Annotated in this window: 31 protein-coding genes and 1 pseudogene; 28 read left to right on the top strand and 4 right to left on the bottom strand. The window is 42.4% G+C overall.

Annotated elements, in window-relative coordinates:
• The 8 genes and pseudogenes from ACYCS5_RS03425 to ACYCS5_RS03390 all read left to right on the top strand — a co-directional run bounded on the left by ACYCS5_RS03425 (window position 1) and on the right by ACYCS5_RS03390 (window position 6,843).
• The gene (locus tag ACYCS5_RS03425) at window positions 1–777 is read left to right on the top strand and encodes a (2Fe-2S)-binding protein (RefSeq protein WP_165149841.1); all 777 of its coding nucleotides are present in this window, start codon (window positions 1–3) and stop codon (window positions 775–777) included.
• A gap of 109 nt (window positions 778–886) precedes the next feature.
• Window positions 887–2,608, top strand: coding sequence for a helix-turn-helix domain-containing protein (locus ACYCS5_RS03420; RefSeq protein WP_165149843.1), 1,722 nt, complete (start codon window positions 887–889; stop codon window positions 2,606–2,608).
• A gap of 102 nt (window positions 2,609–2,710) precedes the next feature.
• Window positions 2,711–2,869, top strand: a complete 159-nt coding sequence (locus ACYCS5_RS03415) for a hypothetical protein (RefSeq protein WP_203055986.1) — start codon at window positions 2,711–2,713, stop codon at window positions 2,867–2,869.
• Between the two features lie 513 nt (window positions 2,870–3,382).
• Window positions 3,383–3,733: pseudogene (locus tag ACYCS5_RS03410) on the top strand (hypothetical protein).
• A 223-nt stretch (window positions 3,734–3,956) separates the two neighbouring features.
• Window positions 3,957–4,325 carry a hypothetical protein gene (locus tag ACYCS5_RS03405; protein ID WP_165149845.1) on the top strand — a complete coding sequence of 123 codons (369 nt, stop codon included), beginning with the start codon at window positions 3,957–3,959 and terminating at the stop codon, window positions 4,323–4,325.
• Window positions 4,326–4,840: 515 nt separating this feature from the next.
• Window positions 4,841–5,527, top strand: coding sequence for a hypothetical protein (locus ACYCS5_RS03400; RefSeq protein WP_069010401.1), 687 nt, complete (start codon window positions 4,841–4,843; stop codon window positions 5,525–5,527).
• 194 nt (window positions 5,528–5,721) lie between these two features.
• Window positions 5,722–6,111, top strand: a complete 390-nt coding sequence (locus tag ACYCS5_RS03395) for a hypothetical protein (RefSeq protein WP_029515454.1) — start codon at window positions 5,722–5,724, stop codon at window positions 6,109–6,111.
• Between the two features lie 276 nt (window positions 6,112–6,387).
• Complete coding sequence (locus ACYCS5_RS03390; RefSeq protein ID WP_029515453.1) at window positions 6,388–6,843, top strand: NUDIX hydrolase; 456 nt, start codon at window positions 6,388–6,390, stop codon at window positions 6,841–6,843.
• Window positions 6,844–7,084: 241 nt separating this feature from the next.
• Here the strand turns inward: ACYCS5_RS03390 and ACYCS5_RS03385 are convergent, their stop codons facing one another.
• A complete protein-coding gene (locus ACYCS5_RS03385) occupies window positions 7,085–7,834 on the bottom strand; it encodes an SDR family oxidoreductase (RefSeq protein ID WP_459760799.1) in 750 nt (249 codons plus the stop codon).
• Between the two features lie 240 nt (window positions 7,835–8,074).
• On the opposite strand from ACYCS5_RS03385, the gene ACYCS5_RS03380 reads away from it, so the two are divergent.
• The 11 genes from ACYCS5_RS03380 (at window position 8,075) to ACYCS5_RS03330 (ending at window position 14,111) form a co-directional block, all read left to right on the top strand.
• Complete coding sequence (locus ACYCS5_RS03380; RefSeq protein WP_459760798.1) at window positions 8,075–8,644, top strand: TetR/AcrR family transcriptional regulator; 570 nt, start codon at window positions 8,075–8,077, stop codon at window positions 8,642–8,644.
• Window positions 8,645–8,779: 135 nt separating this feature from the next.
• Window positions 8,780–8,932: a hypothetical protein gene (locus ACYCS5_RS03375; protein ID WP_459760797.1), complete on the top strand. Its 153-nt coding sequence runs from the start codon at window positions 8,780–8,782 to the stop codon at window positions 8,930–8,932.
• Between the two features lie 140 nt (window positions 8,933–9,072).
• On the top strand, window positions 9,073–9,522 hold the full coding sequence (locus ACYCS5_RS03370; protein ID WP_459760796.1) for a GNAT family N-acetyltransferase: 450 nt from the start codon (window positions 9,073–9,075) through the stop codon (window positions 9,520–9,522).
• Window positions 9,523–9,611: 89 nt separating this feature from the next.
• Entirely contained in the window at window positions 9,612–10,025 is a 414-nt protein-coding gene (locus ACYCS5_RS03365) for a GNAT family N-acetyltransferase (RefSeq protein WP_459760795.1), read from the top strand.
• 208 nt (window positions 10,026–10,233) lie between these two features.
• Window positions 10,234–10,659: a hypothetical protein gene (locus ACYCS5_RS03360; protein WP_459760794.1), complete on the top strand. Its 426-nt coding sequence runs from the start codon at window positions 10,234–10,236 to the stop codon at window positions 10,657–10,659.
• Between the two features lie 109 nt (window positions 10,660–10,768).
• A complete protein-coding gene (locus ACYCS5_RS03355) occupies window positions 10,769–11,266 on the top strand; it encodes a GNAT family N-acetyltransferase (protein WP_023989595.1) in 498 nt (165 codons plus the stop codon).
• A 207-nt stretch (window positions 11,267–11,473) separates the two neighbouring features.
• Window positions 11,474–12,091, top strand: a complete 618-nt coding sequence (locus ACYCS5_RS03350) for a hypothetical protein (protein WP_459760793.1) — start codon at window positions 11,474–11,476, stop codon at window positions 12,089–12,091.
• Window positions 12,092–12,172: 81 nt separating this feature from the next.
• On the top strand, window positions 12,173–12,598 hold the full coding sequence (locus tag ACYCS5_RS03345) for a protein export chaperone secb (RefSeq protein WP_459760792.1): 426 nt from the start codon (window positions 12,173–12,175) through the stop codon (window positions 12,596–12,598).
• 12 nt (window positions 12,599–12,610) lie between these two features.
• Window positions 12,611–12,799, top strand: coding sequence for a GNAT family N-acetyltransferase (locus tag ACYCS5_RS03340; RefSeq protein ID WP_459760791.1), 189 nt, complete (start codon window positions 12,611–12,613; stop codon window positions 12,797–12,799).
• A 208-nt stretch (window positions 12,800–13,007) separates the two neighbouring features.
• Entirely contained in the window at window positions 13,008–13,463 is a 456-nt protein-coding gene (locus tag ACYCS5_RS03335; RefSeq protein ID WP_459760790.1) for a DinB family protein, read from the top strand.
• A gap of 21 nt (window positions 13,464–13,484) precedes the next feature.
• A complete protein-coding gene (locus tag ACYCS5_RS03330; protein ID WP_459760789.1) occupies window positions 13,485–14,111 on the top strand; it encodes a methyltransferase domain-containing protein in 627 nt (208 codons plus the stop codon).
• 162 nt (window positions 14,112–14,273) lie between these two features.
• Here the strand turns inward: ACYCS5_RS03330 and ACYCS5_RS03325 are convergent, their stop codons facing one another.
• Window positions 14,274–15,137 (bottom strand): sulfurtransferase, encoded by an 864-nt coding sequence (locus ACYCS5_RS03325; RefSeq protein WP_459760788.1) that lies wholly within the window; start codon window positions 15,135–15,137, stop codon window positions 14,274–14,276.
• Window positions 15,138–15,212: 75 nt separating this feature from the next.
• A complete protein-coding gene (locus ACYCS5_RS03320; RefSeq protein WP_318627380.1) occupies window positions 15,213–16,157 on the bottom strand; it encodes a DMT family transporter in 945 nt (314 codons plus the stop codon).
• A gap of 239 nt (window positions 16,158–16,396) precedes the next feature.
• Here ACYCS5_RS03320 and ACYCS5_RS03315 point away from each other — a divergent pair, with 239 nt between their 5' ends.
• The 7 genes from ACYCS5_RS03315 to ACYCS5_RS03285 all read left to right on the top strand — a co-directional run bounded on the left by ACYCS5_RS03315 (window position 16,397) and on the right by ACYCS5_RS03285 (window position 23,416).
• Window positions 16,397–17,305, top strand: a complete 909-nt coding sequence (locus ACYCS5_RS03315; protein WP_459760787.1) for a hypothetical protein — start codon at window positions 16,397–16,399, stop codon at window positions 17,303–17,305.
• A 212-nt stretch (window positions 17,306–17,517) separates the two neighbouring features.
• Window positions 17,518–18,231, top strand: a complete 714-nt coding sequence (dapD, locus tag ACYCS5_RS03310) for a 2,3,4,5-tetrahydropyridine-2,6-dicarboxylate N-acetyltransferase (protein WP_029515436.1) — start codon at window positions 17,518–17,520, stop codon at window positions 18,229–18,231.
• A 181-nt stretch (window positions 18,232–18,412) separates the two neighbouring features.
• Window positions 18,413–19,549, top strand: coding sequence for an N-acetyldiaminopimelate deacetylase (locus ACYCS5_RS03305; RefSeq protein WP_209950162.1), 1,137 nt, complete (start codon window positions 18,413–18,415; stop codon window positions 19,547–19,549).
• 74 nt (window positions 19,550–19,623) lie between these two features.
• Entirely contained in the window at window positions 19,624–20,733 is a 1,110-nt protein-coding gene (locus tag ACYCS5_RS03300) for an ABC transporter ATP-binding protein (RefSeq protein ID WP_459760786.1), read from the top strand.
• The gene (locus ACYCS5_RS03295) at window positions 20,723–21,535 is read left to right on the top strand and encodes an ABC transporter permease (protein WP_023989586.1); all 813 of its coding nucleotides are present in this window, start codon (window positions 20,723–20,725) and stop codon (window positions 21,533–21,535) included. Before ACYCS5_RS03300 ends, ACYCS5_RS03295 begins: the two co-directional genes overlap by 11 nt.
• Window positions 21,525–22,346 (top strand): ABC transporter permease, encoded by an 822-nt coding sequence (locus tag ACYCS5_RS03290; RefSeq protein WP_013311255.1) that lies wholly within the window; start codon window positions 21,525–21,527, stop codon window positions 22,344–22,346. The genes ACYCS5_RS03295 and ACYCS5_RS03290 overlap by 11 nt, the downstream gene beginning before the upstream one ends.
• Entirely contained in the window at window positions 22,343–23,416 is a 1,074-nt protein-coding gene (locus tag ACYCS5_RS03285) for an ABC transporter substrate-binding protein (protein ID WP_029515433.1), read from the top strand. Before ACYCS5_RS03290 ends, ACYCS5_RS03285 begins: the two co-directional genes overlap by 4 nt.
• Window positions 23,417–23,928: 512 nt before the next feature.
• On the opposite strand, the gene ACYCS5_RS03280 is transcribed toward ACYCS5_RS03285, so the two are convergent.
• A complete protein-coding gene (locus tag ACYCS5_RS03280; RefSeq protein WP_459760785.1) occupies window positions 23,929–25,092 on the bottom strand; it encodes an aminotransferase A in 1,164 nt (387 codons plus the stop codon).
• A 396-nt stretch (window positions 25,093–25,488) separates the two neighbouring features.
• On the opposite strand from ACYCS5_RS03280, the gene ACYCS5_RS03275 reads away from it, so the two are divergent.
• Together ACYCS5_RS03275 and ACYCS5_RS03270 are read left to right on the top strand one after the other, a co-directional pair.
• Entirely contained in the window at window positions 25,489–25,890 is a 402-nt protein-coding gene (locus ACYCS5_RS03275) for a VOC family protein (protein ID WP_029515431.1), read from the top strand.
• Between the two features lie 112 nt (window positions 25,891–26,002).
• Complete coding sequence (locus ACYCS5_RS03270; RefSeq protein WP_069010415.1) at window positions 26,003–26,548, top strand: GNAT family N-acetyltransferase; 546 nt, start codon at window positions 26,003–26,005, stop codon at window positions 26,546–26,548.
• The last annotated feature ends 150 nt before the right edge of the window (window positions 26,549–26,698 follow it).

Here is a 26,698-nt window from a genome sequence, read left to right as displayed (position 1 = left end):
ATGGACCATTATCTATCGACTGACTTATGGCAGCAAACGGTGGATGAACACTCGATTCGGCTTGGTGAGCCGTCTGAAGATAATGTCCGTATTATTGCTTTGAGCCAACTACATGAAGAAGCTGCATGCCGAGAGTATTTAAGCTGGCTTCAAGAGTATATTGGTGCGCCTGACATGAGGGTAGCTGCTTCAATGTTAGCTAAGCGAATCGGCTACCTGTGGATTGCTCCGTTGCTGACCGCGATGACCGTTCATCATCAGCATGTTTCTTTTCGGCTAGACAACAGCTTTCTCTATCATCCGACGCTCACAGCTAACGAGGGGGGGACGCATTTTCCTTTTCTAGCTATGAACGGGCTTCGGGCAGAAGCACTAACTGGAGACAGGGAAGTGTGGCGGGAAAAGGTGGTAAAGGAGATGTTTGCGTTACACCTTGCACCGCTGTTAAAGACGCTTGCTGCGATTGCTCCTCTTTCGATGAGTATCCTTTGGGAGAATATCATGATACGTATTGTCCCATTATATACTCCTGAAGTAGACAATGCTGACCAAGAAAGTCAGCACATCCAGGCAGATTTTTCATATCTGACGCAAGGAGCGCCTGGGCATTTGTTCGGTGTAAAAAGAAATCCGTTCACCCGGTTCACAAAAAATAAGGACAGCATTCCAGCCGTGAAAAGCAAGCGTACCACCTGTTGTTTTTATTACGAGATGTCAGGGGAATATTGCAGAAAATGTCCGAAAATTGACAATGAGAATAAATCTCAATTAAAATGACAACAGCAACAATTTTACTTTTGCTAACAGGCCTGATTGTAGTTAATTGGTTAAGCCCAGTCATGAGAGTCACTCTAGCAAAGGATGCTATTGTCAGGAGATGAGAGAAATGCCGCTACAAGAACAGACAAATCTATGGAGTGATACAACGATCAAGATGCTTGACGGGTATAGCGGTACTTTGCAGACAGGCAGTGTTCTTCGCGAAACGGAATTAACTTCGAATGTGTTGTTGCTGGCATACGGAGGGGAAGGGGAGCTTGCAATGAATGGTGAGGTTTGCCACATTGGAGCTTCTTTTGCTGGTCATGTTGTTAAGGGGACATCCTTAACGCTGACGGCCAGATCAGACGACATTTATTATATCATGATCATGTACAAGGCTTCTTCCATGGAGGGAGCCTCTCTTGTTTTGCCTTCATATCGCAAACACCCGTTGCGTACTTCATTTGTGCAAAATTCGGTAACCCAAGCAGAATGGATCGAGAATGCAGAAAAAATCGTTGCCAAATGGCGTCGTGGTGAAGGGATGGAACGTTTTCATGCCAATGCGTTGCTTCAGGGTATGATCTACGAACTGATCATGGATTACGAACGTGGTCAGGGAGGAGAAGCGTCTGGCATGGTGGATGTTGTCGCTTCATATATAGCGTCGCATTATCGCCAGAATCTGGAGCTTAAAGAGCTGGCAGCCCTTGCTGGATGCAGCTTAAGACAGCTGCAGCGACGATTTAAACAAGAGAAACAGCTCGGACTGACTGAGTATGTCATTCAGTTGCGCATGGAGAGTGCATCGCGGATGCTGCGTCACACGGATGCTCCCATCGGTGAAATTGCTGACAGAATGGGCTATCGCGACATGTATTATTTCAGTAGGGCGTTTAAGAAATATTATGGCATCCCTCCGCTGCGTTATAGGCTTGATGCCGCTTTGAAAACAGATATAGACTATGCTCATTCCTTGCAGCGGAACCGCACAGCTTCTTCATATGAATCGGCCCAAGGCTCGGTGATATGCCATATGCGAGGGGAATACTATGTTATCGGATCTCCGAAGCGTATCGCTGTACTCGATGTGCAATATGCCGATCATTTGCTTGCGCTGGGGCTCTCTCCAGCAGGTAGTGTAGGACTAGGCAATGCAGTGTTACATTTCCCTCAAACGATCAGGGCAGGACTTCAGAATACTGAATTACTCGGAACATATGAGTACCCCGACCTGCTTGCAGTGGAGCGACTGTCTCCGGATCTAATTATTTGCACCGAGGTACATGAGCCGCACTATGAACAGTTAAGCCGGATCGCTCCAGTTCTCATGTTTAAGCGCAATGAAAACTGGCAGACTATTTTGACTCTTTTCGGTGAACTGACAGGCAAACGAGAAGAGGCAAAGCGTATTATAACGGATTATCACCGACGAACCACATTGCTGTCCGAAGAACTTGCTCCCGTTCTGGCAGGCAAGAGCGTGGCACTGATCCGTCCGCTGGATTCTCTGGTTCGCGTGCATTCTGCCTCTCATCGTACAGGGGCTGTGCTGTACCATGATCTAGGTCTGCCTGTTCCGTTATTTGTGGCAGATACCTCCGACACGGCCTATCACATCTCAGTTGACAGACTACCGGCTGTACACGCCAGCCATTACTTCTTGCTTAGCCATGAACTCATGCAGGAGGGAATATCCGCAACAGAGCAACGTGTCTGGGGAATGCTTGATACCGTTGAGCGCCAGCACATACACTCGGTCGATGCCGCGACATGGATTGGCTGTTATGGACCCACAGGCATCAATGGCATTGTGGATCAGATCGCTCAGGCTTTGTTGGCTTGATGGGAGAAGAAGTTGCTACTTGTGCGCATAGAGATTTTAACAGGAACTAAAGACAGTTCATCTTTGCCTTATGTCATAGAGGGAAAGTTGAACTGTTTTTTTATGGCCAATCCATCAGATAACATCATATCCACGCATCGGAGCCTGGCGGTTCCTCGGTCCGGCAAAGAGGATTGCCAGGAAGTGGGGGCAGGCGGACACAAACGCACGGCGGCCGCTCATTTCGTTCGCATAAGTCAGAGGGACATCGTGAACACATAAGCGTTATATGCTAGAAATGATGGACAACAGATAGAATAAAAGAAAAATGCAAGAAAATAGATGAGAACACTTGTTTGCAGGAGTGAACACAGGTAAAATATAGATACAATTGACTCTTGGGTGGGTATGGTTTTCCTTCGAAAGTGAGACCATGGAAGTAAAAGATGCGATGACTCTAATGTTAATATTTTGGACATCTATTCTTGCACTTTTAACATGCATCAATAACAACAAGAGAAGGTAAAAAATCACCTAAAGGTTAAGAGCCGAAGGTGGGTTTTTATTATCTGAGACTTAGAAGGGAATAAACCCTCCAAGCCAATTGTAATGACCAGATGTTGACCGTAATTGGTCTTTCTTTAAGTGTGCTAACAGATGAAAAAAGATGAATTAAAGAAAAAATAAGATAAGTGAAGTGAAAAGCAAGTTAGTAAGCAAACTCATATGCGAAATACTATGCAACAATTTTAAAAATCTATTAAAACAAAAACAAGAAAATGAGGGATGTGCCCAATGACATTACAGGACCTATTTAATGAAAAACCAACTCAATTGTAAAAACAAAAGAATGGTTGAATACGGAGATGACCTTTTTACAGAAGAGAGATTATTAATGTGTGATAAAGTCCTTGATAACTATCTAAACCAATTAATATTATTACAAGAAACTAAACATCCTGAAAGTATTATGAAGGCTGTAGAAGAAATTGTAATTACGTTTAATGAATTGAATGAAAAGAACACTATTTTATTGAAACGATGGAACGTGAAGAACTGGCTGAATTTATAGATAAGGCAGCAAGACTAGCTGGATTAGAAATTGAGGAGGATCAAGATATTACAGAAGAATGGAGAGAATGGTGATGGTGAATTAAACAGGATTTCTAAGTAGATTCAATGAATTCATGGTACCTCTGTATAACATCACATCCAAGCATCGTCGCATTCGCTCCTCGGTTCGGCAGAAGTTGAGAAGCCATGAAGTAGAATCAGCCGAACATATTCGGCATACGCCGGACGTCTTGAATACAGAAACGTTATGTGAGATCAGCTAGGAATAAAAAGGCTATATTTAGGAGCAAGTACTATGAAGCGAATTTACAAGCATATCGAAGAATACACAGATCAGGAAATAAAAGATATTTTAACTCGTCAAGAAGTAGAAGAACTTATATATTTACCACTTTCAGTTGGAATGTATCATCACAATTGGAAGTTTGCTCAAGATATATGTCTTAAATCAGCGCAACATGATAATCCAAATGTAAGAGCGAATTCTGTATTGGGATTAGCACATATAGCAAGAACTAAAAAACAGTTAGATAAAAGACTAGTAAAACCAATCATTTTGAAAGAATTAAAAAATAATATAGAACATAAAGGAATAATATTAGATGCTATAAGTGATATAAATTTATTTATGAAGTGGAAACTAGCAAGGAAGCATAATTATTAGTTGACTCGAAGAAAAGCTGACCTCATATAACATCGCATCTACGCTGCGGGCGTTGCCCTTGGTTCGCTAGAAGTGGAAAGCAGAGAGAGAAGCGGGATCAGCTCACAACCCTGCGAGGCTAAGTCCGATGGACCCGGCGCTTTGCGCCTTAAGCCTCTCGGATTCGTAGATACAAGAACGTTATGCGAAACTGCTTAGAGATGGAGGAATACCAGATGTTTTTGAATTCTCATGTCTTTGAGTTAGCCAAAAAATTAAATACAGAAGAGAATCATAAGCAATGGACAGGCTTAAGAAGAAATTCTGTATTCTATGGCTTGGTCTGCTATATTAACAATTCAATTTCTTTATGTCTAAGTGATAATTATACAAGTTCAATATTGTTTTTAAGAAGAGCAACATCGGTTCAAAAGTTTTCGAAGAAGCTTCGCATAACATACTATCGGAGCCTAGGCCAGCGAGTTGGGGTTCATGCATACAGGAACGTTATTAGAAAGACTATGAGGAGGAAAATAATGAAGCTATTTCATGGAGAACAAGTCTTAATTAAAGAAAACAATCTCTTACAGCCACAAATACATACTCCTCTTGGAATAATTGAATTTTCAATCACAGTCTCTGATAACTTCTATTATCCAGAAAAAAGTTATAAACTCAAAAATGGTGGATCATTATATAAATATTATTATGATTCATTTGATTGTGAGCTAGTTGTCTGTAGACCCAAGCTCAATCTCGCTTTACATCTGACAGTAGAAGAATGTTGGGGAGCAGTTTTTAGAATAAAGCCTCATGCGAACACTCAAATAAGTACGTGCAGCTTTTCTGCTTCTTGGAAGGAGGGTTACAGTTGGACAGATTATGGATCTAATACTGGGGAAGATCTTGAAGCTGTCGAATACGAGAATCAGATATACCGTTTACACTTGGGGACACAAGACGGGGATATGTTAATGGCAAGAAGAAATCAAGGAGATATGATTCCTAAATCGCTATGTTTAAACTCTGACTTTGAAAAGCACGGTTTTATCCTAAGTTCTGATAAAGGCATTAAAATTCCTATGACACTAATTGATTCTAATGAGATATGCCAAGTACATTTTTTAGTTGCTTGGAATAAGAATATCAAAGAGGATGTTTCGACGTGGTTGGCTGTGGACCAGTTCTCAAATGAAATATTAAAGGGAGAAGAAATTTTGTAGATACCCTCAAAATTGTCATAGTTCATCTGATAACATAGTATCACACATCGGCATACGCCCTCGGCCCGGCAGAAGGATTTCGGAAAAGGAGATCACTGTAGGACACCTGAGCACTCGCTGGGATCGTGAATGTAGAATCGTTAGATGAAAGCCCCCGAATAAATAAAACCATCTAAAAAGGATGAAAAGAAAAAGTGATAAAATCTATTAGTATTGATGAATGGATTGGGACCACATTCAATGAAGAAATAGTTATGAATCCTACGTGGGCAGACACTTTAAGTTTTTTTAAAAAACTCGATGGAGATAAATTTACATTAGTTTTTTTTGAGGTATCAGATACAGATTCAGCATTGGTTGGAGGCGGACCGGAATATTTTATAGTGTCTATTACAATTGATGGTAATATATATACTCTTATGAACAATAAACAGGGAAACGGTGAAATTCATCTGGTTGCTGGTGGCCAGTTAGGCAATTATTGCGATAACATTTGTATAGAATTAATTCCTATGCTTGAAGTAATAAAGTATTTTTATGAAACTGGAAAACTACTCGAAACACATAAATGGAAACGAGAATAATAATTACTTAACTCGAAAAAAGTCAACGTTATTTAACATAGCATTCAACTCATCTGGCCGGGACAAGCCCGACCCTTAGCCCGGAAGATGCATTTCGGAAGGGCGGATTCAACGGAAACATTCAACCGGCTAAGTAGCAGAGCCACCCGGACTACGTGCCTTATCCATTGACGAAAGTAGATTTTAGAAGTGAATCCGTCATATAACGTTAAATTCAAGCAGTGGCTCCTAACGGAGCCTTGGTCTGTTGAAGGATCTCAAAGGGGCGTGAAGAAATTGAATTACATAAGAGAATTAAGAGAGTTAGTAGGTACCCGACCTATAATTATGGCAGGAGCATGTGTGATTCTCATAGATGATGAGGGACGATTACTATTGCAGCAAAGAACTGACAATGGTCTATGGGGATTACCAGGAGGTTCAATGGAGCCTGGTGAGAATATGAAGGAGGTTGCAAGCCGGGAACTTTTTGAAGAGGTAGGCTTAGAAGCCGAAGAGTTAGAATTACTTGATATATTTTCAGGCCCGGAACTCTACTATCGATATCCGCATGGAGATGAAGTATATAACGTAGTTGCAGCTTATATATGTAAAGAATACAGTGGAATAATTAAAGGTGATAAAGCTGAAGTACAAGATATACGATTTTTTGATTTAAACAAGATACCTAATCAAATAAGTCCTCCCGACCTACCGATAATAACAAGATTTTTAAATGAGGTAAGATCATGAAAACATTTTTTTAGTAAATCGAGGATGTCCCCGACATCACCTAACAAAGGGCTGTTTGAACTTCGGGAATTCCCTACATTATGTGAAATCAACGAAATTATTTAAGAGGTAAACATGGGTGTGGCCGGTTGCGCTTTTTCTTATTCCACGTGCAAGTTGCAGTAAAATGAACATGAAGTAGACGGAGATGAGTGTTTACTTCATGCTCGCTTAAATTTTTAAAAACTGAATTACAGATGGATCAATGGATCTTTGGAGGTTCAGAATTCATCAAATCGTTAAGCTGGGTCACAAAAACACCTTCGTTCGGGCCAGGGTTATTTCGAAACATTTTCGCTTCTTCCACCAGAACTTCGTCTGTATCCGTGCCAAGTATCTTAATTGTTGCATCAATGAATGAATCAAGTGGTATCGCACGCGGTTCATCGTTGTTGCTTTGAACCCATGGGGGCACAATTTCTATTACTTTTACCGATGTGTCTTTAAGCATGTACCTTTGGGACAGCGTATAGGTGTGAAGTGCTGCCTTCGTCGCTGAGTATATAGCAGTTGTCGCTAACGGTACAAATCCAAGTATTGAAGTCGTGTTGATGACAACAGCTTCTTCTTTGGCCTTCAAATGCTCGATGAATGCAGAAGTCAACCGAATGGGGCCAAGCAAGTTTGTAGTGACAGTCGAAATCAAAACATCCTCATCGATCACGCCCGCCGCGTCATCGGACTGTATGATGCCGGCGTTGTTAATCAAGACATTAACATCCGGGTATTCTTTGATTAACTGCTTGGCGGCCGCCTTTATGCTGGCAGGGTCTTGTACATTCAATTCCACTGCGGACATGCCGGGATTCGCTTTGATCGTCTCCTCCAGACGCTCTTTACGTCGACCGGCGATAATAACTTTGTTTCCAAGATTGTGGAGAGCTTCTGCTAACGCACGTCCAATTCCCGAACCGCCGCCTGTAATAAAAATCGTGTTTCCTGTAAGTTTCAATTTTTAAACCCTCCTAATTCAATGTGATTTAAATCATTCCAAAGATTGTAAAACGATAGATTTCATGATTACAGCTCCTCTAAAATTGAACATATGTTGAATCATCAACATAAATTTTATAAAGTGAATGTATCAGAGCGGTATATGGGATTCAATGGTTAAAACAAGCGTGGTTGTTGATTTTTCAACAGAGGACTTCGAAGTGTTCATTTTTTCGGATAGTACAGAGGGGAGAAGGATATGGACAGGCGTATTCAAAAATCGAGGCAAGCCATTATTGATGCTTTTATGAGGCTGATGTCAGAAAAGGAATTCGAGAGAATTACGATCAATCAAATTGCTGAGGAAGCGAATGTCAATCGCGGAACGGTTTATTTGCATTTTGCTGATAAGTACGATCTGCGCGATCAATGCATGGAAGCTCAAATTAAAGAGTTACTACGCAATTGTATGTCTGAAGATAACTTCTTTCATCTCCCTTCCAAAACCGCACTACTGCGTACGTTTGAATATTTGGAGCAGCATGCTTCATTCTACTCAATAATGCTGACGAACAAGGGAAGTACGGTTTTTCGAAACCAAATAGAGACAATGTTCCGGCAAAGTCTGTGCGAGCATCTGGATTCGATCAACCTCGATCAGGATATGAACAGGGACATTACGGTGCAATTTTTAATTTCAGCGGCAGTGGGGGTATTGGAATGGTGGATTACCCGTTCGATGCCGTATCCGGCATCGGTCATGGTTGAACAATTTTGGAAATTGCTGAATTGTGGTGTCGAGGGAAACGAACCAACATCGTCCATTTGAGTCTCTAAATTTGAGGCTTTTTTGAGGCTGGCACCCATAATATGGATATACTCTTTGCCAATTATGGGATTAATATAATTACGAAGAGATGAGGGAATATTTATTATTTTTGTTGCTGGTGGAATAGTGGTTCAAATGATAGAAATAGAAATAACAGAAGAAGAGTCACTAAAAGCTCAAAAAAGTGAAAGAGATGCAGATGAACTAATAATCAAATTACAAAATGAAAAAGACCATATTAGAAAATTCGCTGATAAAAAAAATTGCAGATTGATTTTGAATGCATAATGAAGAAGTTCGGTAACTTCTGATAACATAATATTCAAGCATCGAATCCTTACGGAACCTTGACCTGCTGGGATGGAGTTCGAGGAGGCATTTCAGCAGACAACCCTGGAAAAAATAAAAAGACAATGGAGGTATGCTTGGTGCTGACATTGGAAAAAGCTGGAAAAAAAGATGCGCAAAGACTTGCTGAAATACAAAAGGCCAGTTTTGAGGATGAATCAAAGCATTTTAATAATAACGAAACCGTTGGGCCCATAGGATATGACTCCATAAGTTGGCAAGAAGAGATGATGCAAAATTGCGAATATTTCAAGGTACTCTTTAATGGAGAAATAATCGGGGGAGCTATGATATTTGTAGAATGTAATCAAGTGCATAATCTAGGAAGGATCTTTATTGATCCGAATTTTAAAAATCAAGGAATCGGAACGAAGGTGATGGAGAAATTTGAAAGTGAATTTCCAGACAGCACTGAATGGTGGCTGGATACTCCTAGCTGGAGTGTGAAGAATCATCACTTCTATTCAAAGTGTGGGTTTACTAAAGTTAGAGAAGAAGGTGACTTATACATTTTTAAAAAGACTTTATAAACTTATGTAATGTACAAACGTTATGAGACATCAGTGCTGAGTGTTACAAAGAAGATATTCAATGAAAAGAGTGAAAGGGAGGATTTACAATGAAGATTGATTTTGCGATTGAATCAGATTATGAGTACATCTTGTTAAGAGACAAGCACATACATAAGACACTGATAAGAGCAAAAATAAAAGAAAATGAAATTTTAATAATCAGAGAATCCAATCAAGAAATAGGTTGGATGAGATACGGATTTTTTTGGGACAACACACCATTTATGAATATGATATGGATAGATGAGGAGTATAGAGGAACAGGTATTGGTAAAAAAGTTGTCCACTATTGGGAGGAGTTAATGAAACAAAAAGGATTTGAAATGGTTATGACCTCAACACTTTCAAATGAAGAAGCTCAACATTTTTATAGAAAGCTTGGCTATAGAGATGCTGGATGTTTAATGCTTGAGAATGAACCTCTGGAAATAATACTGACAAAGGTTTTAAACAAAAATTGACGTTGAGGAAATCAATGAAGGAAGTGACATTTAGAATATTATTCAAGCTGCTGCTCAAATGGAGCCTAGGTCTGCGAGTTGGATTTCGAAGAGGAATTTCAGCAGACACCCCCTTTTGGAGTTCATGAATACAGGAACGTTATGCGAAACCTCAGTAAGTTAAATACGGTATGGAAGTGAATTGATGGAGGGACCAATCATAACTTGTATGAGTATAGGCGTTTATGCTCATGCACTTACACGAGGCAATAAATACATCGTAAAAAAAGAAGATAGGGACAAGTATAGAATTATTGGAAACCATGGAAAAGCAGTTTGGATATCAAAAGCTCATTTTATTGAAGGAAATATAGAAGTGCCTTATTTAGAAAGATGGAAGTTTGATGATGATCCAAAGGAGTTTGATTTGGTGGAGGTGACCCTTACTTTTTCGGATGGAAGTGAGCGGTGGAGTTTGGTGACAACCCCTCAAAAATTAGTAAATCACTTTGAAAGAGAAATGGAAATACCAGGATTTAATATTAAACATCTAATTATAACGAAAACAATGGACCACGACGTTATTGAAAAAACATTGAAATATTTAGAGGTAAATGATGAATTAACAGAAGCAAGCCTATCTTTGGAACGTTGATTCGGAGAGGATAGAGGAATCGCATAACATCATATTCAAGCTGCGGCTCTTATGGAAATATAGAAACGTTAGGTGAAACCTTTGAAAATCTAGAAATGAGGTAACTTCAATGATGCAATACAGAATCCGACCAATAATAGAAGATGATGTGTTTTTTTTATGGGAGATGTTATATGAATCATTATTTGTCCCAGAAGGTCAAGAGCCATTCGATAAAGCGATAATAAAAGACCCTTATATATCAAAGTATATTGAAGGTTGGGGAAGAGATGGGGATTTTGGATTTATAGCAATGAACCATGAGGGTGAACCCGTCGGATCAATAACAGTTCGATATTTTAACGAGGATAATAAGGGATTTGGGTTTATTGATAATGATGTACCCGAACTAGGAATGGCTTTGTTAAAAGAATACAGGGGAAGAAAAATCGGAATGGCCTTAATGGATGAATTATTTAAAGAAGCTAGGAAGAGGAATATAAAAAAATTATCCCTCAGTGTTGATCCGAGCAATGCAGCGGCAATGAAACTCTACGAGAGATTCGGATTTAAAGAAGTTGGGAAAGTTGATTCATCAATCACGATGGTTGTCGATTTGAGAAGTTAAAATACAGTAGTAATAGGGATTATTTTAAGGAACTCAAAAGAGATCAAGGGTATCGTCTAACATCATATTCAAGCAGCGGCTTCTTACGGAGTATGGGTATGCGAGGTGGATTTCAGAGAGGAATTTCAGCAGACAATCCCTTAGGGGTTCATGAATACAAGAACGTTAGCTGAAAAATGACTAAAAAAACAAAAAGAGGCCAAAACAATGAGTGAATTGACTTTAGGAAGCTTATCACTATTGAAATATAAAGAAGCAATTCTTAAGCATGATCCTATATACGCGGAGGATTTAAATGACAAATGGTTTGTTTTCGTAACCAAAGATATAGAAGAAAGTGAAGAAATTCCAGAAAGTTTATTTCAAATTTCAGAAAAAATCCCAGTGTTATATTTTTATAATTTTGAAGATCACTGTTGGGGATACCGGGTAGTTTACAATTCACAAGAGGTAGCAAGTCTTCATATATCATATGTGTTATTAGATACTTCAATTATTAAGCTTGCAGAAGAAAGATATCCAGAGGAAGATCACATTGAATTTTTATATGTCGACCCTAGAGGGGACAAAATCAGAACTGAATTAATTGAAGAAGTCCTGAGATCTAATGAATACAATGAGAAAATAGCAAAACAGTTTACAAATTGCAATCTAAAAACATTTAGATTTTTTGAACTAGATAATGAGCGAATAAAACAATTAGACGATATTTTGAATAATAATTACTATACACAACTAGAATCTGAGCATCAGTTAGTAGAAGAGTTTAAAGAATTATTAAACATTGAGGAAATGAGCTGGATAGGATACGAGCAGATAGAATGAATGAAGAATAGAAGCTAATAGATGGTGAGAGCTCGGAGATACAAGAACGTTAGATGAAATGCGGAGTGTTAGGAGGTTTGCATGAATTACGATGAAGTAATGAATGAAGTATTCTTTAAAGATGGAAGTCTAAGGGATATTTATGTATTGGATACAGACATCCAAGTATGGGCTTTAATTTTTGATTATTTGGAAAGTGATAGAATTAATTATCGAGTGACTATAGATGGGCTAATAACTAAAATTAGGGATATTGCTGAGTTGTTAAGAATTAAAAAAGAAGCAAGTATTGGAATAACTATTGAATATAGTGAAATTGATATTTGTGGATATTTTTATGAAGGAAGCGTTATTGAATTTGATGTTTCACCAATACAGATAAATTCAGAGAAAAAAAAAGATGTACTCATGAACTTCCTAAAAGACCTAAGTCGAAAACTAAACAAAACGATAATTATAACTCCAGAAATGACTATGGAAGAATTATTAGTTCAAGTAGAGCCCTGAAGGGAAGTTGAATTGAGTAACTTAAAGAAACGGGAGAATCCATCGGATGGTTGTTGTTCAGGAATAAAAGACGAGCTTCCAGCAACCAATAGAGAAATCATGTATGGTATCTCAAAAGATTATAGAAGTAGAGGATATACGACTCAAGCGGTTCAGGGAGTAATACAGTATTTATTTGAAAATACGGGATTAAAGAATTAAACGCAATTGCATTACTTGAGAATGCAGCATCAAATAAGTTATTCAAAAAAGTAATTTTAAGTTTGTAGGAGAGATAGAAATAGATGCTGAAAGATATAATTATTATAGAATTCATAAAAAAGATTTTCAGAAGGCAACCCCTTTGGGGTTCATGCATACAAATATGTTATTTTAACTAGCTCAAATTTGAAAAGAGGAGTCTGAAACTATGAATGAAAAGTCGCGGTTACTAGAGGAGTTCAAGGAATGGATATGTTTTGTTTCTGAGATTCGTGAAATGGATTGGAAAATAAAGATTGCTGAAGATAAATGGTCAGTTCACGATATCGTAAGTCATATATTACTGTGGGATAAATACTTTTATGAAGTAGCCATAAATCCGATATTAAACGATGCGCCTTTGACATTAACACATATGGATTTTGAACAATTTAATCAGGATGCTGTTGAATATGGAAAAACAAAAACGAAAGAAGAATTAATTAAAATGACTATTCAGTACCGTAACATGATATTGGAGAGTATAGAGAGTTTTGAAGACGACAAGTTTACTAAAGAATATGCTGACGGGAAGTTTACTGTAATATCATATTTAAGAGATTTTATCTGGCATGAGCAACATCATATCAGACAGATTGATGAGCTTAAAAGAAGAGCAATGTGAGTATATAGGCGGGTGAATCATATGGGGGATTATTGGAACAAAAGATTTTCTGAAGAAGGGATGATTTGGGGTTGTGAACCAAGTCAAACTGTAACCCAAGCTATAGATTTGTTCAAAAAAAATAATGTACATGATATTTTGGTTCCTGGTGCTGGATATGGAAGAAATACGAAGGCGTTCTCTTCTTATTTTCAGGTTGATGGAATTGAGATATCTAGTTCAGCTATAAATCTAGCAAAAGAATGGGATTTAAGAACGAATTTTATTCAAGAATCGGTGTTAGAGTTTAGTACAAGCAAAAGGTATGACGGCATATATTGTTATGATTTATTACATTTATTTTTGTTAGAAGACCGAAAAAAATTGATACAGAATTGTGTGATGCATTTGAAGGAACAGGGAGTGATGTATTTTACGTGTTTTTCTGACCGTGATTCTAATAATGGTGTGGGTAGGAAAGTTGAGGAAGGAACATATGAATACAAGAAAGGGAAATATGCTCACTTCTTCACTGAAGAAGATTTAATAGAACATTTTAATGACTTGAATATATTAGAAACAGGTTCCATAAGAGAAACTCTGATATATGCTGAAAAACGACAGAAAGAATATGAATTAAGATATATATTTGTTCAAAATATTGGATAGCTATTATAAGAAGCGAGCAACTTCAACTACATCGTTTTATTGTTTCACTCGGCTCAAGTTGACTTTTTGTGTACTTTTGACCAAAAGCAAACACACTGCCTAAGCCTAGTCGCTTAGGACAGTGTATTTGTCTTTAGAGTCTGTATATCCGCTGAAAACTTTTTATTCCTCCCCGGTCGCCACCGGATTCTCCTCGTAACTGATCCAGTCGCTCCAGCTTCCCGGATATAAACGCACCTTATTAAATCCAGCTTCATTCAGGGCCAGTACATTCGGACAGGCGGATACGCCTGATCCGCAATATACGATGATCTCAGCGTTCTGATCAAGGTCTGAGAAATGCTGTTTCAACTGCTCTGCGCTTTTAAATGTACCCTTTTCGTCTAAGACCTCTTTCCAGAAGAAATTCACTGCACCGGGGATATGCCCCGCTGCTTGATCTATAGGCTCCTCCAGCCCCAGGTAGCGAGGCCGCTCTCTGGAGTCGATTAATATAGGTGAAAAACCGATATAGGAGCCAACAGGAACAGAATCTTCGGATACACGGTGCACCTCTTGCATACTTGTGAGCATTTGTGGCTGTACATTTGGTGTGAATGTACTTGGAATGCGAATCGGCTGGTCTACCGTAACGGGGAACTTCGCTTCTTTCCAAGCGCTGTAGCCCTCTTCCAGCACATATACCTGCTCATGCCCGAGATAGCGCAGGAGCCACCAGAAGCGGGAAGCCATCATACCGCCTTGGTCATCATAAGCGACGATGCGCGAGGCAGCATTGATTCCGGCACGACTTAGACGTGCAGCAAGTGTATCCACATCAGGTAAGGGATGGCGACCCCCATGCTCAGCAAGAGGAGCGGTAAGGTCTTCTTCCAAATCGAAATGAACCGCCCCTGGAATATGGTCTTCATTAAATTGAGTCCGCCCAGCTCCGGCTTGTCCGAGCAGGGAACGGCAGTCGGCGATGATCATGTCCGGCTCATACAATCGGGCTAGCAGCCAGCGTTTGGATACGATGGATTTCATAGAGAATTCCGCCTTCCTTTTTTTAGAAGTGAATTTAATTCATTGAGTATGGTTTATGAAAATGGGGTAAATAAGTTAAGAGCTGGCCTTCAGGGGGTGCTCAGTGTCGGGCAACTCACTTTGATGGACAACTTTCTTTTTAAAATCCGTTCCGTATCGGATAAAAATCCATACCCCGAACAGGATGAAAAAGCCTGCACCAAATTGTAAAGTAGACAACCTTTCCCCGAGCAGCACCCAAGCTAGCAAGGAAGAAATAACGGGCTCGCCGAGTACCGCCATCGACACCGCAGTGGCGTTAATGTATTTGAGCAGCCAGTTAAATAGGTAATGTCCGAACAGCGTAGGTACAATGGCTAACAGCAGGAACAGTCCCCATTCCCGTGGAGCGTATCCGGTAAAAGGAATGGCATTGACCACATTATACAGCGCAAGTGATGTGGCTGCGATGGCAAAAACCCAAAAATTATACACAAACGCGCTCAAATGCTCGCGCAGATGCTTGCCCATCAGCATATGGATGGACACGGCTACCATACCCAAGAAGGACAGTGCGTCCCCGAGCAGGGCTTGTCCTGAGACATGGAAGTCTCCAGCTCCGATGGCCAGCGAGCCGATAAAAGCCATACCCATCCCGATGAGCATAGCGCGATTCGTGCCCGTCCGGAAAAACAAAAATGAACCGAGCATGACAAGGATCGGCTCCAATGTCATAATAACGGTAGAGCTTGCAACGGTGGTCAGTCGCAGTGAGCCCATCCAGAGCAAAAAATGCAGCCCCAGCGCAATACCGGACCAGAGGATCAGCATCCACTGCTTGCGGGTCAGGCTAAACAGCTCAGTGCGGTACTTCCAGACCAAAGGCAGCATGATCAGATTGGTTAGGTACAAACGGTACATAGCGATGACGGACACCTCGGCTTCAGACCATCTTACGAAGATCGAGGAGAACGAAATAGCGATAATACCTATGATGTACAATAATTCAAAGGAAAACGACGGTTTGTGTGCTTGATTCACGTGGCAGCTCCATCCGTATGGGGGAAAATAATTACGTCTATGTTCCTTCCAAGCGGTATCTCGAAAATTAGGTTAATACAGCCCATTATACCGTACCTAACATTCCCGTGGTATTAGGATTTTGCAAAATCCTGAGAATATAATAAACGGGAGCAGGAGGTAGGATTTTGGATTTTAAGTGAGATGCTGCGTAGAACTTTTGCTGCACAAGCTCGTCTATCATAGTGGAGGTGGATTTTATGAAAAAACAAAACACATTTTCAATCATACTACTGACTGTAGTGGCAGTGCTGGCTCTGTCAGCCTGTGGAACGAAACCGCAAACCCATAACACCGCACCTCAAGGGTCAGACCAACCGCAAACGCAACAGCAGCCGCAAGTTAAACCGGAGCCAATCGCTGAGTCGGAGGTTAAAAAAGGCACAGGTGTATACAATGGAGCTGCTGACCCGCATACGGTAGAGATTGAAACCAATGGCGAAGCCCAGTCCTTCCAATTGGGGGACGGACTGGACACGGTAATAGCTGGACTTAAGGAAGGCGATACAGTAGCGTTTGAATACACCGAAAAAGCAGTAGAGGGCGACGCGACGGCGAAGCAACTGACTTTAATGAAAATACAAAAGACAGAGACTGGAACAGATAGCAATCAAAACGGAAGTTCTGGTCAACAAGTAGGTGGGGAACGCTCGAAAACTCAAGCTTTTGAGCTTACCCTTGAAGGAAAAAAGGAAAAGCAGACAGCAACATTGGCAAAAGGAGAGGGATATTCGCTGTATGTGTTTGATCCGATGTCCCTGTTTCCTGATCAAAACCGTGTTGCCTTGGCTGTAGATGATAACTATTATGCTGAAATTACGAAGCTACCCTCCGATTTTAATCTGGACGAACTTCAAAAAGAAGGCGAAAAGGATCTAGCTTCCATCGGTAAGGTGCAAAAGCTGGACAAAGCAGCCATACCTGAAGCGTTATCCAGTAGCCGTCTGTTCTTACAAGCGAGCAGTTCGAAGATGACACAGCAATATATAGTTGTAGAAAATAAAACAGGCGGTTTCATCGTGAAAGTGAACATTCCACAAGGTGAACCTGCTGAAGGATTCCAATCCTACATTTATACATCGCTGGAGAGCCTGCAAGCTAATAAATAACCCTACTTTGATGCGGGATGATCGGCGGCTTACAATCATGAATTTAAGGCAGTCATGCCGCTGAAAATGGTTATTTTAAGGGCTAGGTTAGAGCTATAAGGGTCTAATCTATAATTGCGAGACCTGCACTTTTGTGCTATAAAGGATGAGAGAATAAGATCATTCCGGCTTGCGAAGTCGTATGAAGCGATGAAGGAGTTGTTAGATTTACTATGTCCATCGAAATGAATACACAAGAAGTCATCAACGTGATTAAAAACAGCAAGAAAAAGACGCCTGTTAAAGTATATGTAAAAGGAGCTTTGGCTTCCGCATCATTTGGCGAGAATGTTCAAGCTTTTATTTCTGGAGACAGTGGTGTTGTATTTGGTGATTGGGCTGATATCAAGCCGGTACTGGATAGCGCAAACGCTAAAGAAGAAGATTATGTGGTGGAAAATGATCGCCGTAACTCCGCTGTTCCAATGTTGGATCTGAAAGGCATTAATGCACGCATTGAGCCAGGCGCATATATCCGTGATATGGTTGGCATCGGTAACAACGCAGTCATCATGATGGGTGCAGTGATTAACATCGGTGTCACCATTGGTGAAGGCACGATGATTGATATGAATGCTGTGCTGGGCGGTCGTGTTAAAGTAGGCAACATGTGCCACATCGGTGCAGGCGTTGTCCTGGCGGGTGTCATTGAGCCACCGTCCGCACAGCCTGTTATCGTAGAAGACGAAGTATTGATCGGTGCGAACTCGGTTGTACTGGAAGGCGTACGCATTGGTAAAGGTGCAGTTGTTGCAGCCGGAGCGGTTGTAACTGAAGATGTGCCTGAATACTCCGTAGTGGCGGGTACACCTGCACGTGTGATCAAACAGGTCGACGATAAGACCAAATCTAAAACTGAGATTTTGAAAGAACTGCGCGTTCTGTAAGAATGCAGAAGTTTTTTATGTACCAAAGGTGAACGATTCCTTGTCAGAAGCATGATGCACTGACAGCATAACTTAGGGACGAAGCACAACGGACAAGGCTCGGCGGCTGCGCCGGGCTTTTGTCCTTTTGTTCTTTTGCCCGATAAGAGCTGATGAGCTATAAAGAGGAGGCGTGGCAGCAATGAGTACGGTCGACTATCGTTCTTTTGTCCAAATACGAAGAGATTTACACCAAATTCCCGAACCGGGTTTTGAGGAGTACAAAACACAACAATATTTGCTGGATTATTTGGAAACGCTCCCTCAGGAGCGGTTGGACATTCGTACATGGCGTACGGGCGTGTTAGTGTTCATTCATGGATCAGCTCCTGAACGCCGCTATGGATATCGTTGTGATATGGATGGTTTACCGATTGAAGAAGAGACAGGTTACGATTTCCGTTCGACCCATCCCGGCTATATGCATGCTTGTGGACACGATTTACATATGACGATTGGATTGGGAATTGTTACTCACTTTGCAAGCCATCCGATTAAGGATGACCTGGTTGTGTTGTTTCAACCGGCTGAAGAAGGGCCGGGCGGAGCCTTGCCTATGCGTGACAGCACAGAGCTGGCAGACTGGATACCCGATGAAATTGTCGCGCTGCATGTTGCACCTGAATATCCTGTCGGTACCATTGCGACTCGCCCGGGCATCCTATTTGCCAATACGTCGGAGCTTTTCATCGACCTGAAGGGTACGGGCGGGCATGCTGCGTATCCACACAAGGCGAATGATATGGTAGTGGCTGCTTGCCAACTGGTGGGACAATTACAGACGGTTGTAGCCCGTAATGTGAATCCACTCGATGCAGCGGTCATTACCGTGGGTAAGGTTAGCGGAGGCACGAAGCAAAATATTATCGCGGAAACTGCCCGGTTGGAAGGTACGATCCGAACGTTGTCTGCCGATACGATGGCGCTGGTTAAATCGCGGATTGAAGCGCTGGTGCGCGGTGTGGAAGCTGGGTTTGAATGCCATGCCGAGATTCATTATGGCTCCAATTATTTGCAAGTGTACAATGAAGCTCAGGTGACCGAGGAATTTATGAACTGGGTCAGTAACCGGCAGGATGTGCAGCTTATTGAATGCGGAGAAGCGATGACCGGAGAAGACTTCGGGTATTTTCTGGAGCGAATTCCCGGTCTGATGTTCTGGCTTGGCGTTGATACGCCTTATGGTTTGCATCATGCGAAGCTGGAGCCTGCGGAAGAAGCGATTGGTGTAGCCATTCGTGTGCTGACAGACTACTTTACATGGAAGTCTCAAGGCTAATGATGCGCCCTGAATAATTATGTTTAATGAGAAGAATGAAATGGAATGAAGTCGAATTTTTGAAGGAGGGTGTTATGGGAGAGCAAACCATCATCCGATTTGAACGGGTGACCAAGCAATATGACAACGATCCCCCAGTGCTGGCGGAAGTCAGCTTTGAAATTGAGCGTGGTAAATTTTATACACTGCTGGGGCCTTCCGGCTGTGGTAAAACGACGATTCTGCGTATGATTGCAGGTTTTGCGGAGCCGACAGAAGGCTCTATTTATTTAAATGGAAAACTCATTAATCGTGTTCCAGCCAATGAGCGGCAGGTCAATACGGTTTTTCAAGATTATGCGCTATTTCCGCATCTGAATGTGTTTGAAAATGTAGCCTTTGGTTTGCGAATCAAAAAAATGAATAAAAAGGACATCCAGGAGAAGGTGACACAGGCGTTGTCCTTTGTCAATCTGGAAGGCTACGGCGAGCGGGAAATTTCTGAGATGTCCGGAGGACAGCGTCAGCGTGTTGCCATCGCACGGGCTATCGTTAATGAGCCTGACGTTCTCTTGTTGGATGAACCGTTGTCTGCATTGGATTTAAAGCTGCGTACTGAAATGCAGTACATTTTGCGCGAAATGCAGCAGCGCCTTGGAATTACCTTTATTTTCGTTACGCATGATCAGGAGGAAGCACTGGCCATGTCGGACGAAATTTTTGTCATGAACAAAGGTAAGATTGAGCAGAGTGGTACGCCTAATGATATTTATGATGAGCCGATCAATCGGTTTGTTGCTGATTTCATCGGCGAATCCAATATTGTCCCAGGACGGATGATTGCGGATTACCAAGTGGAATTTAACGGCCGACAGTTTGAATGTGTCGACGGAGGCTTACGTCCGAACGAGCCCATTGAAATCGTGATCCGACCGGAGGATCTGGAGATTACGAGTGTTGTTGAAGGCAAGCTGCGTGTAAAAGTGGATACCCAATTGTTCCGTGGTGTTCACTATGAAATAAGCTGCTATGATGATTCGGGACAGGAATGGCTCGTGCATTCTACCAAAAAGGCGGAGCTGGGCAGTGAAATCGGTCTGCGATTTGACCCGGAAGCGATCCATGTGATGCGGTTCGGGGAAACAGAGGAAGAATTTGATCGGCGTCTGGAAGCCTATGAAGAGGTGGATCAGCATGTCCGGTAATACAAGAGCAGCGTATCTGCTGCCTTATTATTTATGGATTGTGCTGTTTGTGGCGGCTCCGGTTGTACTTGTGTTTTACTATTCACTATTTGATGTGGATGGTCATCTCACATTCAACAACTATGCTCAGTTTCTGACACCTGTTTATTTGAGCATGACGCTTAGCTCGTTTTGGTATGCATTTCTGATCACTGTATTTTCACTGTTAGTTGCTTACCCGGCAGCCTATTTACTCACACGCACCAAGCATAAGCAACTGTGGCTGTTGCTCATTATTTTGCCGACATGGATTAACCTGTTACTCAAAACGTATGCTTTTATTGGGATTTTCGGAACCTATGGTCCGGTGAATGCGGTGTTAGGTATGGTTGGGTTGGGAGGTCAGCAATTATTATTTACCAGCTCCAGCTTTGTGTTTGTGTCGGTTTATATTTTTGTGCCTTTTATGATTTTGCCCATCTATAACGCGTTGGAAGGGTTAAACCCTTCATTGCTGGACGCAGCCCGTGATTTGGGAGCCTCCAAGTGGACTGCGTTTCGCAGGGTTATTTTCCCGTTAACGCTTGCGGGTGTGCGATCCGGTTGCATGGCTGTGTTTATTCCAGCGTTATCGCTGTTTATGATTACCCGCCTGATTGCAGGTAACCGTGTGATTACACTGGGGACGGCGATAGAGCAGCATTTTCTGGTTACTCAGGATTGGGGTATGGGCTCTACGGTTGCCGTGTTCCTGATTTTGGCGATGGGGATCATTATGCTGCTCACCTCGGGAACGAAACGGAGGGTGCGGCATGGTAAATAAAAACCGATTCGGAAATATTTATTTGGTGATTGTTTTTCTCGTGTTGTATGCACCAATTTTGTATTTGATGTACTATTCCTTCAATAGTGGCGGGACGATGCATGAGTTTGAAGGTTTTACACTCCAATATTACAAAGAGGTGTTTGCCGACACTCGCTTGATCATTATTGTCATTAACACCTTGGTGATTGCTTTGCTGTCATCTGCGTTGGCTACGATTATTGGCATCATGGGTGCGCTGGCTATTCATCAGATGCAGAATCGTCGAGTCAAAAATACGCTGCTATCGCTCAATAATGTATTGATCGTGAACCCGGACGTCATTATTGGCGCTTCCTTCCTTATTTTGTTCACGATGGTCGGGATTAAGCTGGGTTTCTACTCCGTTTTATTATCCCATATTGCATTTAGTGTCCCGATTGCGGTCATTATGATTTTGCCGCGGCTGCAGGAAATGAGTCCATCTCTGGTCGATGCCGCGCGTGATTTGGGTGCCAGCCGAATGGATGTGCTGACCAAGGTAATTCTACCCTTTATCAAGCCAGGGATTTATGCGGGCTTCTTTATGGCGTTAACGTACTCGCTGGATGATTTTGCGGTAACCTTTTTTGTGACAGGAAGTGGCTATTCGACCTTATCAGTGGAAATATACTCACGTGCCCGTCAAGGGGTTTCCTTGTCCATCAATGCGTTATCCACGCTCATTTTCCTGTTTACTGTGCTGCTGGTGGTGGGTTACTACTTTATTATGCGCAAGGCGAATCGTAATGGAAAAAAAGAGCCTGCGGCAGAAATGGGGGTGCCTAGATGAAGTCACTTGTGCGCGTGTTTCTGTCGATTTTCATCATCTCGTTTGGGCTGATGGGAGTGGCGGCATGGCTGAATTCCAGTCAAGGCTACTCCGGTGGCAACACACTGACGGTGTACAACTGGGGAGACTACATTGACCCTGAGTTGTTGGAACGGTTTCAGAAGGAGACGGGGATTACTGTCATTTATCAGACCTTTGATTCCAATGAGGCGATGCTGACGAAAATCGAGCAGGGAGGAACTTCGTTTGATGTAGCGGTTCCCTCGGAATATGCTTTGGCTAAAATGAAGCAGGAGCACTTGTTGCTCCCGTTGGACCATAGCAAGCTGCCGAATTTGAAGCATGTAGATTCACATTATCTAAACCTTTCGTTTGATCCGAATAACCAATATTCGGTTCCGTATTTTTGGGGTACAGTCGGGATTGTGTTTAACCCGGAGCTGACGAAAGGCATTGATTTTCATAGCTGGGATGGCCTGTGGGACCCGAAGTTACGTAATAACCTGTTGCTGGTTGATGGAGCTAGGGAGATTATGGGCATGTCGCTGAACAGTCTCCACTACTCCTTGAATGATACGAATGAGGCACATTTGCAGCAGGCTTTGACGAAGTTGGAGAAATTAGCGCCCAATGTCAAAGCGGTTGTTGGTGACGAGATTAAAATGCTGCTGGCAAACGAGGAAGCTGCTGCCGGGGTTGTATGGTCCGGTGATGCGTCTGAAATCATGGATGAGAACGATAAGCTCGATTACATCGTGCCGGATGAAGGTTCCAACCTGTGGTTTGATAATATAGTTATTCCAAAAACCGCTACCCATGTGGATGCGGCCCATAAGTTCATCAATTTCATGATGCAGCCCGATGTAGCCGCTCAAAATGCCGAATTTGTAGGATACTCCACGCCAAACAAGGATGCAAAGAAATTGCTGCCTAAAGATATCTCTGGCGACGAGCGTTTTTACCCTCCGTCCGACATTACAGATAAGCTGGAAGTGTACGACAATCTGGGCAAGCGCATGCTCGCTCATTACAACGAATTGTTCCTGCAATTCAAAATGCATTTAAAGTAGGGGAGTGGCGTGAGGATTCAGGTTTGCGCTTTAGAGGTCGCTGCGGAGGCGGATGGTGCTTACCATCGCTGTTAAATTCCGATTTTTATGATTACCGCATAAAGGTGGAAATCGGAATTTAAAGGCGACCGCTTCGCTTGTCCAGTACCATTCCGCCCCCTCCGCTGCACCGTGCTTAAAGCTAGTCACCCATGAATCCCTACGCCGATAGCGCGTGGGAGTAGTGGAAGAATAGGCCTCTGAGCCACCCGTAGGGGTGCCTCAGAGGCCTATTCTGTTTACTCACCGTGTAAAGCGGTGAGTATTCTTTTATCCTGCTGCTCCACACACACGTTAGAGAATTTTGGGACTTTAAGGTGGGCAGTGAGCGAAGCGGGTCATTTGAATCTGGAGAAGCGGCAGCGTTCGCTTTTGTGGCGGGATTCTTACCTATAAATGTTTTATCCAATTCAAGAATCCCCCAGCAACAGCGATCGGAAGATCAAATGGACTGCGTAGCGCCTCTAACCACCTTAACCCCTCACCATTCCTCTAACAAACTTCTCTATTTTATCCAATCCTTGCTCCAGCACATCCTGTCCGTAAGCATAGGACAAGCGAACGTATCCTTCGCCATAGGAAGAAAAGGCATCTCCAGGTACTACAGCCACTCCATGCTCTTCCAGCAGCTTCAAGGTAAAACCCATCGAGCTTAATCCAAAATGGGCGATGGAAGGGAAAAGATAAAAGGCTCCCTCAGGCTTCTCTAGTGGAATTCCCATATCAGTCAGTCTTCCGTGTACATAGTCGCGACGTCGGCGGTACTCCTCGCGCATCGGAAGTGCATCATCCACCCCGACGGTCAGGGCTTCGAGTGCTGCATATTGGCTAATTGAGCTAGCGCAGGTCACGTTGTACTGATGGACTTTGACCATGTGCTGTGTAATTTCAGCGGGTGCAAGTGTAAAACCAATACGCCATCCCGTCATGGAATGTGATTTGGACAGACCGTTAATGACGATGGTGCGCTCCCGCATACCTGGAAGAGCTGCAATGGACACGTGGGGGGTATCGTAAATCAGTTCGCTGTATATTTCGTCCGAAATGATAAACAGATCGCGCTCCTTCAGTAAATCGGCGACCGCTTCCAGTTCTTCGCGGCTCATCACTCGCCCGGTCGGATTCGAAGGATATCCGAGAATGACTGCTTTTGTCCGTTCGGTCAGATAAGGCTCCAGCACCTCGGCTGTGAGCTTGAATCCGCTACTGCGGGTATCGGCAAACACAGGAATGCCGCCTGACAAACGGATCAATGGCTCGTACCCTGGGTAGATTGGCACGGGTAGAATGACTTCATCACCGGGTGACAAAATCGTGCGTAAGGTAATATCCAGCGCTTCACTGGCTCCGTTCGTTACGATAACCTCATCCTGTCCACGGTAATTTAGGCCGTATTTACGGGCTACAAACGCCGCTGCGGCTTCTCGTAATTCCGGCAGTCCCGGATTAGGTGTATAGGAGGTGCGTCCTTCGTTAATCGCCCGATGGGCAGCTTCCATAATATGCGCAGGGGTAGGGAAATCCGGCTGTCCAATCGTTAAGGAGAGCGTTCCGGGTAATGCGGCAACTTTATTTGCGATTTTGCGGATGCCGCTGATTTGAATATTTTTGACCTGATCGTTAAGCAAATGCTCCATAGCGTGTGTGCCACCTTTTTCTGTATTAGAACAAGTTTACAATAATATGATCTGATTACGCTACGGCAAGAGGAATTCATTTTTACATAATTTAAGTACTAAATTGGCTAATTTGTGGTATCTTAAATATAGGATATGTTTGTAAGCGTAATCATGGCTAAATTGGGGAAGGGAACAGCTTCTAAATCCAAGAGTGGATGATCAAGTGGATCAGGATGAAAAAACATCTGAAGCCATTTTGTTGTACAAGCCTATTCTTGGTGTAAAGCAAGCTAAGGGACAAGGTAAGAGTTGTTAGTTTAATTGCAAATGTCAGATTGATTGACTTTGTGAGGTAGTTAAGTTATCTTTTGTGGAGAAGTCGTATGATAAAGTAGAATGAAGAGGTGAAGCATCGTGGGAGTAACAGCTAAACAAATTTTTGTGAATTTACCAGTTAAAAACCTACAGCACTCCATTGATTTTTTCACTACAATTGGATTTGAATTTAACGCTCAGTTCACTGATGAACATGCAACCTGCATGGTTGTTAGTGAGCATATTTTTGTCATGCTATTGGTTGAAGAACGTTTTAAAGCGTTCACTACAAAGGAAATTTCAGATGCCACGAAAAGCACAGAAGCGATTGTTGCTCTATCGGTGGAGAGCCGAGAAAAGGTGAACGAGATCGTTCGCAAGGCTTTGGAAGCAGGCGGCCAGCCCTCGAATGAACCTCAAGATCATGGTTTTATGTATGGATGGAGCTTTCAGGATTTGGATGGTCATTTGTGGGAGTTCTTTTATATGGCAGAGCAGTAATAGAAGTAAGGGTGATTAAGTAGTAAACAAAGTACCATGGAAAGTAAGCTATCCTAAAAAGATAGTTTACTTTCTTTATTGTATGTTATCGAACTCACCGGGAGGAATCACAATGTCTAACGAAGTGAGAGTTTACCCTGTTCAAGCTCTGAACGAAGCCCTGACAGATTCACTGAGTCGACTGTTAATCGACGTGGTTGCAGACGGTGCATCTATAGGTTTCTTACCTCCATTAGGTTATCAGGAAGCAGCAGCTTATTGGAATAATGTACTTGAGGATGGCGTAGTTCTGTGGATTGCCGAGAAGGACGAAGTACCTGTAGGGACGGTCCAGCTTCATTTGGCTCAAAAAGCTAACGCTATTCATCGTGCGGAAATTGCAAAGCTTATGGTACATCCGTCCGGGCGCAGGCTTGGGATCGCACGTCAGTTAATGAAGGCAGCGGAAGAAGAGGCACTAAGTCAGGGTAGAACGTTACTGGTGCTAGATACGCGGGTGGGTGATCCCTCCAATGGACTATACGAGTCGATCGGGTTCGTGGAAGCTGGTGTTATTCCGGATTACGCTCAATCAGCCGATGGTCAACTGCATGCCACTCGATATTATTATAAGCCATTAAATCCGTATTCCAGTCATAGCGGAGCATTTGCCGAATAACCCTGGTATATACGGGTAATCATAACTTGTCATAGGATTACATAACCTTTTTCCGCGTTTATTCGACTGGTAAAGCACGGGAATCGGAACGTATAATGAAGAGGGGATCAGAAGAGGTCTTTTTATGTCAATTTGGCTGTACTGAATTGA

The sequence above is a fragment of the Paenibacillus sp. SEL3 genome, assembly GCF_054602585.1.
The sequence above is the reverse complement of the archived record's forward strand: the minus strand, read 5'-3'. Positions and strand labels throughout refer to the sequence as shown.

Bases quoted from the DNA above. Each gene is read 5' to 3' on its own strand.
- ACYCS5_RS03345 (WP_459760792.1), top strand. From the start codon at position 12,173: ATGAATTACGATGAAGTAATGAATGAAGTATTCTTTAAAGATGGAAGT.
- ACYCS5_RS03335 (WP_459760790.1), top strand. From the start codon at position 13,008: ATGAATGAAAAGTCGCGGTTACTAGAGGAGTTCAAGGAATGGATATGT.
- ACYCS5_RS03420 (WP_165149843.1), top strand. From the start codon at position 887: ATGCCGCTACAAGAACAGACAAATCTATGGAGTGATACAACGATCAAG.
- ACYCS5_RS03355 (WP_023989595.1), top strand. From the start codon at position 10,769: ATGATGCAATACAGAATCCGACCAATAATAGAAGATGATGTGTTTTTT.
- ACYCS5_RS03285 (WP_029515433.1), top strand. From the start codon at position 22,343: ATGAAGTCACTTGTGCGCGTGTTTCTGTCGATTTTCATCATCTCGTTT.
- ACYCS5_RS03415 (WP_203055986.1), top strand. From the start codon at position 2,711: ATGGCCAATCCATCAGATAACATCATATCCACGCATCGGAGCCTGGCG.
- ACYCS5_RS03290 (WP_013311255.1), top strand. From the start codon at position 21,525: ATGGTAAATAAAAACCGATTCGGAAATATTTATTTGGTGATTGTTTTT.
- ACYCS5_RS03405 (WP_165149845.1), top strand. From the start codon at position 3,957: ATGAAGCGAATTTACAAGCATATCGAAGAATACACAGATCAGGAAATA.
- ACYCS5_RS03380 (WP_459760798.1), top strand. From the start codon at position 8,075: ATGGACAGGCGTATTCAAAAATCGAGGCAAGCCATTATTGATGCTTTT.
- ACYCS5_RS03400 (WP_069010401.1), top strand. From the start codon at position 4,841: ATGAAGCTATTTCATGGAGAACAAGTCTTAATTAAAGAAAACAATCTC.
- ACYCS5_RS03295 (WP_023989586.1), top strand. From the start codon at position 20,723: ATGTCCGGTAATACAAGAGCAGCGTATCTGCTGCCTTATTATTTATGG.
- ACYCS5_RS03280 (WP_459760785.1), bottom strand. From the start codon at position 25,092: ATGGAGCATTTGCTTAACGATCAGGTCAAAAATATTCAAATCAGCGGC.
- ACYCS5_RS03315 (WP_459760787.1), top strand. From the start codon at position 16,397: ATGAAAAAACAAAACACATTTTCAATCATACTACTGACTGTAGTGGCA.
- ACYCS5_RS03330 (WP_459760789.1), top strand. From the start codon at position 13,485: ATGGGGGATTATTGGAACAAAAGATTTTCTGAAGAAGGGATGATTTGG.
- ACYCS5_RS03350 (WP_459760793.1), top strand. From the start codon at position 11,474: ATGAGTGAATTGACTTTAGGAAGCTTATCACTATTGAAATATAAAGAA.
- ACYCS5_RS03425 (WP_165149841.1), top strand. From the start codon at position 1: ATGGACCATTATCTATCGACTGACTTATGGCAGCAAACGGTGGATGAA.
- ACYCS5_RS03375 (WP_459760797.1), top strand. From the start codon at position 8,780: ATGATAGAAATAGAAATAACAGAAGAAGAGTCACTAAAAGCTCAAAAA.
- ACYCS5_RS03270 (WP_069010415.1), top strand. From the start codon at position 26,003: ATGTCTAACGAAGTGAGAGTTTACCCTGTTCAAGCTCTGAACGAAGCC.
- ACYCS5_RS03300 (WP_459760786.1), top strand. From the start codon at position 19,624: ATGGGAGAGCAAACCATCATCCGATTTGAACGGGTGACCAAGCAATAT.
- dapD (WP_029515436.1), top strand. From the start codon at position 17,518: ATGTCCATCGAAATGAATACACAAGAAGTCATCAACGTGATTAAAAAC.
- ACYCS5_RS03325 (WP_459760788.1), bottom strand. From the start codon at position 15,137: ATGAAATCCATCGTATCCAAACGCTGGCTGCTAGCCCGATTGTATGAG.
- ACYCS5_RS03365 (WP_459760795.1), top strand. From the start codon at position 9,612: ATGAAGATTGATTTTGCGATTGAATCAGATTATGAGTACATCTTGTTA.
- ACYCS5_RS03305 (WP_209950162.1), top strand. From the start codon at position 18,413: ATGAGTACGGTCGACTATCGTTCTTTTGTCCAAATACGAAGAGATTTA.
- ACYCS5_RS03360 (WP_459760794.1), top strand. From the start codon at position 10,234: ATGAGTATAGGCGTTTATGCTCATGCACTTACACGAGGCAATAAATAC.